Genomic DNA, 8384 nt, shown 5'->3' with positions numbered 1-8384 from the left:
TATTGCAGGCCGAATGACAGACTATTTCGCTGAATCCTGCGTCGCGCCTAGGGGCTGCTTCGAAGAAACGCCACGAACCGGCCCTTCAATCTGCCGGCAATGATGTCGCCGTAAGTCAGTACCGACTGAATCTCCAGACGCGCGCGCTTTCTGCGGATGAGCGTTTTCAGGAATTCTGGCCAGTCTGAAATTTCAGGCAAGGACGCTATGGCGGTAAATGGCCCACTGATTGGGCAATTGTAGTCCATTTGATTGGATTGGATCACAATCTCGCAATGATGGCCCTCATTCAGAAGGCGCAAATGTAGAAGCGACCACGCGGCGAGGATTGCAACAGCGGAAGCACTGCCACCAAAGACAGTGCTCTTGTGATTAATGTTTGGCTCTAGCGGCGCGCCAAGCATGACGGATTCTGGCGAGGCTGAAAGCACCGAAACGTTCATTGCCGCCGAAAGAGGAATCTGCCGATGTAGATATTGCTCCAAATAAGGTTCCATATCGATATATTTCCTGCGACATACCGGCAATACCGCGTACTATTGATAGCTTCTTACTACCCCGCTGGCGGTACGCTTAGATTGATGCGAAATTGATACAAACAAGAAGATGCGCTCGCCATTTATCCCTCAAGAGGAACTTGAATCGGGAAAAATGAGACGGACGAGTGCGCCTCCACCCGGCGCATCCTCGATGCGGATCTCGCCTCCATGCAAGGTCATGATGGTCGAGGCGATAGCGAGGCCAAGGCCTGCGCCTTCGGTGCGACTTTTGTCCAGCCGATGGAAACGCTCCAGCACGGCGCTACGTTGAGCAGCCGGAATGCCCGGACCGTGATCGCGCACTGAGCATTGTCCGCCCGGTCCCGCAACCACCTCAACCACGGTCCGCGGCGGGGTGTGGGACACGGCGTTCTCGACGAGGTTCCTGAGTGCTCGGCCAATCGCGTCGGCATGCCCGTGCACTTCGGTCGCGCCGGCATCCCGGAACGCGATGGAGCGACTGCGGGCAACGGCAAGGGGCGTCAGTTCTGAGGCGACGTCAGAGGCAATCGCACGAAGGTCAGCGCGCGTATTCGCGTCGATCTCAAGCGCCGTAACGTGAGACAAGTCCAGCATCTGGTCCACCAGGCGCTTCATTCCCTGCGCATCGGCGGCAAGCCTTGATTTCGCCTCACCCTCAGGCAATTTGCCGATGCTCAGCATCATGATGGCCAGCGGCGTTCGCAGCTCATGGGCGGCGTCACCGGCAAAATCCTTCAGCGTCCGCACGGCACGCTCGACGCGCTCCAGCATCCTGTTGACGGCGCTTACCAGCGCCTGCACCTCCCGCGACGAGGCTTTCGTCTCGATCCTCATCGCAACCTGTGCCGGGTCGATTCCATCGACGGCGGCGATCGTGGCCCTGAGAGGCCTCAAGGTGCTGCGCACCACGCTGAAGTTGAACAGCAGGAAGAGCAGCGAGAGCAGCAGGAGCGGAAACAGCACATGGAAGCGGATTTCGTTGAAAATAACTGGAACGAAGGGGCCAAAACCCTGCCCAGCTATGGCGACCGTGATCCAGAAGGGTTCATCCGCCACGGTGACGCGGCGCGTCCCTGAGAGCAGAAAGCGGTTGCCCCAGTTCTCCCGCTGGGTGCGGATCACCAGGAATGACGCCGGGGCCTCGTCAGCGACCTTGATATCGCCGTCATCGAACTGCCCGATGACGCCGCCGCCCCGCTCGTGGATGAGGAATGCTCGCTGCGTTCCTTTGGCGATAGGCTGCCGGAGATCTTCTGGGACAGTGCTGCTCGCGCGCATCTGCGGTATGTCGCTTGCGATCCGATCGGCCTCCGCGCTGATCAGGAGCTGATCTAGCTCATTGGGCCTGTTGACATACGACCACACCACGGCGGACAGTTCGACCACCATGAAAACCAAGCCCACCAGGGCGAGCCGCATGGAAAGCCGAAAGAACAAACTGCGTGGCTGGTGAGGACCGTCGCGAGACATCACGCCCGGTCATCCTGTTCAACCGCCGGCGTGATCATGTATCCGATGCCGTGGGCCGTATGCAGGACGACATTCGCGCTCTCGGCCGCGAGCCGACGACGCAATCGAGATACGGCGGCCTCCACCGCATTGGGAGTCACCTCCGAGGAAAGGGCGTAAAGCGCTTCTTCAAGGCTGGCCTTGCTCACGACGTGACCGGCCCGTCGCATCAGGCGCTCGAGCAGACCCAATTCACGCGGCGGCAGGCGGATCACGCGCTCACCGATCCGAACCTCGCGCTCAACACTATCGAAGGCAAGGTCCCCCACGCTCAAGATCGTGCCGAGGCAACCGCCGGGCCGGCGTAGTAGCGCGCGGCAGCGAGCCGCGAGCTCCGGCATCTCGAACGGCTTCACCAGATAGTCGTCAGCCCCGGAATCGAGTCCGCCAACGCGATCGCCGAGCCCGTTTCGAGCGGTGATGACGAGAATGGGCGTCGTGCCTCCCGCTCGCCGGATAGAGCGGATGAACGCAACGCCATCGCCATCCGGCATGCCGAGATCGACGAGCAGCAGATCATAGCGTGCGACAGCAATGCTCTCCTCGGCCTCGGTGAGGGTAGAAAAGCAGTCGAGCACGAAGCCTTGCTCAGCAAGGCCTTCCGAGATCAAGGTCGAGAGGCGGGGATTATCCTCCGCCAGCAGTACCCGCATGGTCGATATCCGTTCCGCTGGCGCGGCGTTTGCGCCCGGTGATCATGGCAAGAATGAGATTTTCCCGATGTAGCACACTCTCCATTATGGCTGCGAATACATGGATAGCGGCCATCGCGATGATGAGATTAGCGCAGAGCGCATGCACCTCCTGGAGCCATTCGACGCCCCAGAACGCGTCGAGCCCCTGCATCCAGCCCGTGAGGCAAGTTAGGGCGATAAGCGTCATGAGCACCAGGACCATGGCCCCGCCGGCGGGATTATGACCGACATAGCGACGATCCCGCCGGGCCTTGACGGCAGCGAGATGCAGAAGGACGGCTCGCGGCGAGGTCACGAAGTCGGAAAAGCGCGCATGGGTGCTTCCGACAAATCCCCACACGACGCGCACCGCCAGAGCGGCGGCGATCCCATAGCCGACATAGCGATGGGGCGGCTTTCCCGAGGCCAGCACGAAGTAATTAAGGGCGGTGCCGAGGACCACCGTCCAGTGAAAAATCCTGACCAGCGGGTCCCACACGCAGACGGCGTCCTGGCCACGTGGTGGCGCCACAGCGCGGCTAACCTCGGACGTCATTGGCTCAATCCACATTCTTCTCGACGATCGCGGCGGTGACGGGGTTGAAGTAGACTTCAGCCTTATGGCCGTCCGCCGTATAGCCGTAGATCTCGTAGCAGCCGGTGGTGGTCTTCTTGAATATCTTGATATCCTTGTATCCCATGTCGGCGATCTTCTGCTTCATCGCGGACTCGCTGAGCCATTTGCTCTCAGGCTCCTTCGTGCAGGTGGGGCTGGCCAATGCAGCGGACGACACAAGGCACAGTCCAGCGGCGGCAATGAGAAGAGATTTGCGGATCATTTGCTTTCCTTAGAGACATTTTTGGTTCGCTGCGGTCAGCGCGACACCGGGATTTCTATGACCTGGTCCTGACGAAAGCCTGACGACACGAACGATACTTGCGATGACCGGCCCATTGTCAGGCTTTCGTCAGGGCGCCCTCCTATCGATGAGCCGTTGCTCCAGTGAGAGCAGACAGACATCCCGTCAGGAGACAGACCATGAAATTCGTTCGAAGCTTCCTCGTTGCTGGCGCGCTCGTCGCCGCATCGCTCGCCACGGCGCCCGCTTTCGCGGAAGACGGCCTGCATGAGCAGACCAAGAAAAACCTGGAAGCGGCCATGCATGGCGAAGCTTTCGCAAACCTCAAATATCAGGCCTATGCCGAGCATGCCCGCAAGAGCGGCCACCCCGAGCTGGCCAAGCTGTTCGACGAAAACGCCAATGTCGAAGCCAATGAGCATTTCGCGCGCGAGGCCGATGCGCTCGGACTGGCGAAGTCGGACGAGGCCAATCTCCTCGACGGCATGGCCGGCGAACACTACGAGAACACGAAGATGTATGTGGACTTCGCCAATCAGGCCGACGCTGTCGGCGACAAGAAGACGGCCGCCCTGTTTCGTCAGATCGCCGCAGACGAAGGCGATCACTATGCCTCCTATAAGGCGGCCGTGGAAAAGCTGCGCGCCGGTAAGTGAGTCGATGCGCGGCGCGAGCACCTTCTCGCGCCGCGTCCATCAGGCCGCCGAATGTTTGCCGCTTGTTCTCGCGATTTACCTCGCACCGCGAGCATGAAAATCCGCAATCCAAACTCTTGAGCCAGGGGCATTTTTCATGCGCGCTCTCCACAAGGAAACGCATCTGATCGAGCGTATCGGTTGGCTTCGGGCTGCAGTGCTCGGCGCCAATGACGGGTTGATATCGACGTCCAGCCTGATCGTGGGCGTGGCGGCCGCGACGACGGCCCAACATGAAATCCTCGTCGCCGGCGTCGCCGGGCTCGTGGCCGGCGCGATGTCGATGGCGGCGGGCGAATATGTATCGGTCAGTTCCCAGGCCGATACGGAACAAGCCGACATGGCGCGCGAACGCCATGAGCTGGCCACGCAACCCGAGGCCGAGCTGGCGGAACTCACCGCGATCTATCAACAGCGCGGCGTCAAGCCCGATCTGGCGCGGCAGGTCGCCGAGCAGATGATGGCGAAGGACGCTTTCGCAGCCCATGCGCGTGATGAGCTCGGGCTTGCGAGTCATGTGATGGCGAGGCCCGTCCAGGCGGCTCTTACTTCAGCGGCGACCTTCGCCTCCGGCGCGGCGCTGCCTTTGATCATCGCGCTGCTTTCGCCGGCGGCCACTGTCGTCTGGAGCGTATCAATCGCCTGCCTGATCGGGCTCGCGGTCCTCGGCGCCGTCGGTGCGCGGGCCGGCGGCGCGAAGGTGTTCAAGCCGACGCTTCGGGTCGTGTTCTGGGGTGCAGTCGCCATGGCATCGACCGCGCTCATCGGCGCTTTGGTGGGCAAGGCGGTTTAGCTGGCCGCCACCGATCCACGACCCCAAGCAGGAGACCTTTATGTCGACGCAAACAACGCAAATATCTTCCCCCTCGAAAATCGTGGACGAGAGCGGCCGGCTTCAACCGTATCGCGATCGGTACAATGCAACGGCGCGCCTCTTCCATTGGACCATCGCGCTTCTGATCGCCGGTATGTTCCTTACGGATTGGATGCGAGGAGCTGCCGAGCGCGGATCGTCGGGCAGAGTCTGGTGGCTTTCTGCGCATGAATCACTAGGACTTCTCGTCCTCATTCTATCCATCGTCCGGCTCGGCTGGCGGCTCGCCCATCCGGCTCCCGCGGTTCGCGGGTCGCCTCTGGTGAGAAAGGCAGCCGAAGCCGGCCATGTGTTGCTTTATCTGGCGACCCTCGGCCTGCCACTGGCTGGTATTGGCCGGGCGATGTCGGGAGGAGGAGATGTCGTGTTTTTCGGCCTCGTCATTCCCTCCATGACGGGCCGCAACAGCCTGCTTTCGACCATCACGCACTTCGTGCATGGCGGCTTGGTGATGAACCTGCTGCTGGCATTGATCGCAGGCCACGTGATCGCGGCGCTCTGGCATCAGTTTCTTCGAAAGGATGGCACGCTTCAACGCATGCTTTAGGCAGAAGGTCCGATAGTTGGGGCCTCTCCCTTGCTCGTCGGGAGGTTGGTCATCGCCGCCAACGCGGCGGCGGACGCTGGACAAGTGTCATTCGCTGAAGATGTCGACAATACGCAATTCTGATCTGGAGGGGACACCGAACAAGGTCGCAAGCCGACTGGAAATGTCGATGATCGAGTTGCGTCATATCCGATATTTCGTCGCTGCATCCGAGCATGGCAGCTTCCGAAAGGCAGCTCACGCGCTCGGTATCCGGGAATCGGCCGTCAGCAGGCGCATACGCGATCTTGAGGACGAACTCGGCGCCTCACTTTTTCATCGGCACAATGGCGGTGTGAGCCTTACGCAAGCGGGCCAGCACTTTCTACTTCGAGCGCGCAAAGCGCTTAGGCAAATCGGCGAAGGGGCACGAGACGTTGCCGCCATCGGGCGTTGCGAGGACGGACGCGTCAAGATCGGCATCTTCTCCTCACTCGCTTCGGGCTTCCTCTCCGATCTGCTTCGAGTTTACGATCAAAACCATGCAGGCGTGCGAATCGAATTCGTCGATGGCAATCCCGCAGAACACGTCTCCGCCATCCGCCAACTACGTCTCGATGTAGCCTTTATTACGGGGACATCCGGCTGGTCGGAGTGCGAGACCGATCATTTATGGTCTGAACGGGTCTTTGCCGTACTCCCTGGCAGCCATCCTCTCGCCGACAAAGTCGAGTTGGACTGGTCCGATCTCGCTGGCGAGACCTTTATCGTCAGCGATACCGCACCCGGACCGGAGATTCACGACTATCTTGTGCAACGTCTCGCTGATCTGGGCTATCACCCTGAAGTTCATCCTCAGCATGTTGGGCGCGACAATCTTTTATCGCTCGTAGCGGTTGGCCGCAGACTGACGTTAACCAGCGAAGCAACGACAGTCACCCATCTGCCGGGTATCGTCTATCGCCCCATTACAAAGGAAATATTGCCATTCAGCGCCGTGTGGTCGCCAAGGAATGACAATCCAGCTTGCCGTCGGCTTTTGAGTCTTGCGCGCTCTATGGCCCGATCGAGCAAGGTGGTCTAGATCAATCCTTTCCTTCGGAATTAGCGCGCAAGCGCGAGCAGCGATCTTGCCCACGCAATGGCGAAGCGGTCTACCGTGGTGCGCGGGCCCAAGGGGAGAGAGTGACGTCGTGCTGCTGACTGACACTGACCAGTGCGATCGCGGCCACCCGCACCAACCTCCCATCGCGACCGCAGGGATGGCTCAGATCGTTACCGTTTCATTGTGTCTGGCACGTCAGTGTAGAAACACCCATCGTACGGTTTGACCAAGAAAACCGAAGACCAACGCCTCATCCCAGTAGCTCAGGGTCCCGATTCTAAACCGCTCGTGGCTCGCGATGGCCAATACACAGCTGATAGCTGCACTCATGAACAACATCATCGCAAGCGCGTTTCCGAAGCCCCAAGGCAAGTGGCTTTGGGCGACAGCAAACATCAGAATTATATACACCTTAAGAAGAAAACGACGTGCGACATAGCGCGAGTCGGAGCCCAGCTTTGACACGCGCATGTTCGGAGCATTCAATGGCGGCATCTGTCTCGAAGTAGGAAGCCCTCGCGATTCGGGCTGACGGTTAGCATTCAGATTACGCGTCCTCGATGAGGCAGTTCGGAATAGGTATTGCGATAGATGCAGCGCCAATCGGGCAAGAAAAATTGCTCCTGCGCGGCGAAGCCAGAGCGTAACTTTCAAAAGTCTCAAAGACAATAAATAGAGCAGCCGCCGGAGGCGTTGGCTCCGCTTGACGAGGATCGTCCAAATACCCACGACCAACCTCAGATTAACAGAAAATCCGAACACCCGGCCGCGTAAACCTGTGTGCTCCTTCTCCCAAACATAAAGAGCGGGACAATCAGCAGATAGATACCGCTGAAGTCCCAGAAATATACGATGGTATATAGGACTTTTGATTTCGAACATCAGGACGACCCTGCAAGGCACTGTCACCCCAAGAATGGCAGTGATATGCAGCCAACGTCATCTAGCGGACAGAGTCCGCTACCGACGCATGAGGATCAACGAGCAATGCCAAGCGACAGTAGTCGAGAAAGCGCGCCGCTCGGGTCGTTCGGACGAGTCTGAAAGCTGTCAGTCTCGCCTGTGATGGCCCAAGCGGCCGGTCACGGAGGTGAGACATGAATATTCAGTTTTTTACCATGCCAGGTTCGCGTCACGGTTCTCGCGCTGCCTTGCCGAGGAACAATCGCGCGTTCTCTGATCAGCGGCGCCGGGATAATCGACCTTCCACGAAACCTGTCTCTGTGAACCGGATTCGAATGGTTGCGGTATGGCGCGTCAATGATGAAACCGGGCGGCTCGAATGCACATGGATGCCTGACGATGAGGCAGACAGTAGGGATGACTTGCGCCGGATGATTAAGCGTCTCTGGCTCTTTCTTGCTGTCTACCAGCAAGGTAGCATTGCGGCGTGAGATGAGTATGATGGATAATATCACGCTGCACGCGGCTTTCAGTGTTGCGATGATGCCGTTCCCTCATGGTCCCTGGGAGCTCAGCTCCATCCGTGGCGCCAATTCGTGTTGCCATCGGATCGCGCGGTTGCGCGAGAGTGCGCCCCCTCCATCTTGAACGACGACTACGCTGATCAAGAGCGCTCGGAACGCTGAGCGTCGTGAATGTCCGCCGTCAGCGCCCTTG

The 8384-nt window shown here is 59.4% G+C and carries 11 protein-coding genes; 5 read left to right on the top strand and 6 right to left on the bottom strand.

The annotated features are described in order from the left end of the window. Positions 1–47 precede the first annotated feature (47 nt). The 5 genes from B2W55_RS09520 to B2W55_RS09500 form a co-directional block, all read right to left on the bottom strand. Positions 48–497 (bottom strand): YiiD C-terminal domain-containing protein, encoded by a 450-nt coding sequence (locus B2W55_RS09520; protein WP_029674602.1) that lies wholly within the window; start codon positions 495–497, stop codon positions 48–50. 129 nt (positions 498–626) lie between these two features. Beyond that, positions 627–1991, bottom strand: coding sequence for a sensor histidine kinase (locus B2W55_RS09515; protein WP_024342664.1), 1365 nt, complete (start codon positions 1989–1991; stop codon positions 627–629). Continuing rightward, positions 1991–2683, bottom strand: a complete 693-nt coding sequence (locus B2W55_RS09510; protein ID WP_024342665.1) for a response regulator transcription factor — start codon at positions 2681–2683, stop codon at positions 1991–1993. The genes B2W55_RS09515 and B2W55_RS09510 overlap by 1 nt, the downstream gene beginning before the upstream one ends. Then, positions 2658–3260, bottom strand: a complete 603-nt coding sequence (locus B2W55_RS09505) for a cytochrome b/b6 domain-containing protein (protein WP_024342666.1) — start codon at positions 3258–3260, stop codon at positions 2658–2660. Before B2W55_RS09505 ends, B2W55_RS09510 begins: the two co-directional genes overlap by 26 nt. Before the next feature lie 4 nt (positions 3261–3264). Beyond that, a complete protein-coding gene (locus B2W55_RS09500) occupies positions 3265–3543 on the bottom strand; it encodes a PepSY domain-containing protein (protein ID WP_024342667.1) in 279 nt (92 codons plus the stop codon). 200 nt (positions 3544–3743) lie between these two features. Between B2W55_RS09500 and B2W55_RS09495 the strand changes: the two genes are divergently transcribed. The 4 genes from B2W55_RS09495 (at position 3744) to B2W55_RS09480 (ending at position 6743) form a co-directional block, all read left to right on the top strand. Further along, the gene (locus B2W55_RS09495; protein WP_024342668.1) at positions 3744–4220 is read left to right on the top strand and encodes a ferritin family protein; all 477 of its coding nucleotides are present in this window, start codon (positions 3744–3746) and stop codon (positions 4218–4220) included. A 136-nt stretch (positions 4221–4356) separates the two neighbouring features. Then, positions 4357–5052, top strand: coding sequence for a VIT1/CCC1 transporter family protein (locus B2W55_RS09490; protein WP_024342669.1), 696 nt, complete (start codon positions 4357–4359; stop codon positions 5050–5052). A 40-nt stretch (positions 5053–5092) separates the two neighbouring features. Beyond that, complete coding sequence (locus B2W55_RS09485) at positions 5093–5680, top strand: cytochrome b (protein ID WP_080654974.1); 588 nt, start codon at positions 5093–5095, stop codon at positions 5678–5680. A 169-nt stretch (positions 5681–5849) separates the two neighbouring features. After that, positions 5850–6743: a LysR family transcriptional regulator gene (locus tag B2W55_RS09480; protein ID WP_080654975.1), complete on the top strand. Its 894-nt coding sequence runs from the start codon at positions 5850–5852 to the stop codon at positions 6741–6743. 216 nt (positions 6744–6959) lie between these two features. Here the strand turns inward: B2W55_RS09480 and B2W55_RS09475 are convergent, their stop codons facing one another. Continuing rightward, positions 6960–7646, bottom strand: coding sequence for a hypothetical protein (locus B2W55_RS09475; protein WP_145987116.1), 687 nt, complete (start codon positions 7644–7646; stop codon positions 6960–6962). Between the two features lie 215 nt (positions 7647–7861). Between B2W55_RS09475 and B2W55_RS09470 the strand changes: the two genes are divergently transcribed. Continuing rightward, positions 7862–8158 (top strand): hypothetical protein, encoded by a 297-nt coding sequence (locus tag B2W55_RS09470; protein ID WP_145987115.1) that lies wholly within the window; start codon positions 7862–7864, stop codon positions 8156–8158. Positions 8159–8384 lie beyond the last annotated feature (226 nt).

This window comes from Bradyrhizobium sp. UBA2491 (assembly GCF_002341725.1).
Lineage (GTDB): Bacteria > Pseudomonadota > Alphaproteobacteria > Rhizobiales > Xanthobacteraceae > Bradyrhizobium.
Note: the sequence above shows the minus strand (reverse complement) of the source record. Positions and strands in the feature narration are given on the sequence as shown.

Coding starts and splice junctions, on each gene's coding strand:
- B2W55_RS09520 (WP_029674602.1), bottom strand. CDS start 497: ATGGAACCTTATTTGGAGCAATATCTACATCGGCAGATTCCTCTTTCG.
- B2W55_RS09515 (WP_024342664.1), bottom strand. CDS start 1,991: ATGTCTCGCGACGGTCCTCACCAGCCACGCAGTTTGTTCTTTCGGCTT.
- B2W55_RS09510 (WP_024342665.1), bottom strand. CDS start 2,683: ATGCGGGTACTGCTGGCGGAGGATAATCCCCGCCTCTCGACCTTGATC.
- B2W55_RS09505 (WP_024342666.1), bottom strand. CDS start 3,260: ATGACGTCCGAGGTTAGCCGCGCTGTGGCGCCACCACGTGGCCAGGAC.
- B2W55_RS09500 (WP_024342667.1), bottom strand. CDS start 3,543: ATGATCCGCAAATCTCTTCTCATTGCCGCCGCTGGACTGTGCCTTGTG.
- B2W55_RS09495 (WP_024342668.1), top strand. CDS start 3,744: ATGAAATTCGTTCGAAGCTTCCTCGTTGCTGGCGCGCTCGTCGCCGCA.
- B2W55_RS09490 (WP_024342669.1), top strand. CDS start 4,357: ATGCGCGCTCTCCACAAGGAAACGCATCTGATCGAGCGTATCGGTTGG.
- B2W55_RS09485 (WP_080654974.1), top strand. CDS start 5,093: ATGTCGACGCAAACAACGCAAATATCTTCCCCCTCGAAAATCGTGGAC.
- B2W55_RS09480 (WP_080654975.1), top strand. CDS start 5,850: ATGATCGAGTTGCGTCATATCCGATATTTCGTCGCTGCATCCGAGCAT.
- B2W55_RS09475 (WP_145987116.1), bottom strand. CDS start 7,646: ATGTTCGAAATCAAAAGTCCTATATACCATCGTATATTTCTGGGACTT.
- B2W55_RS09470 (WP_145987115.1), top strand. CDS start 7,862: ATGAATATTCAGTTTTTTACCATGCCAGGTTCGCGTCACGGTTCTCGC.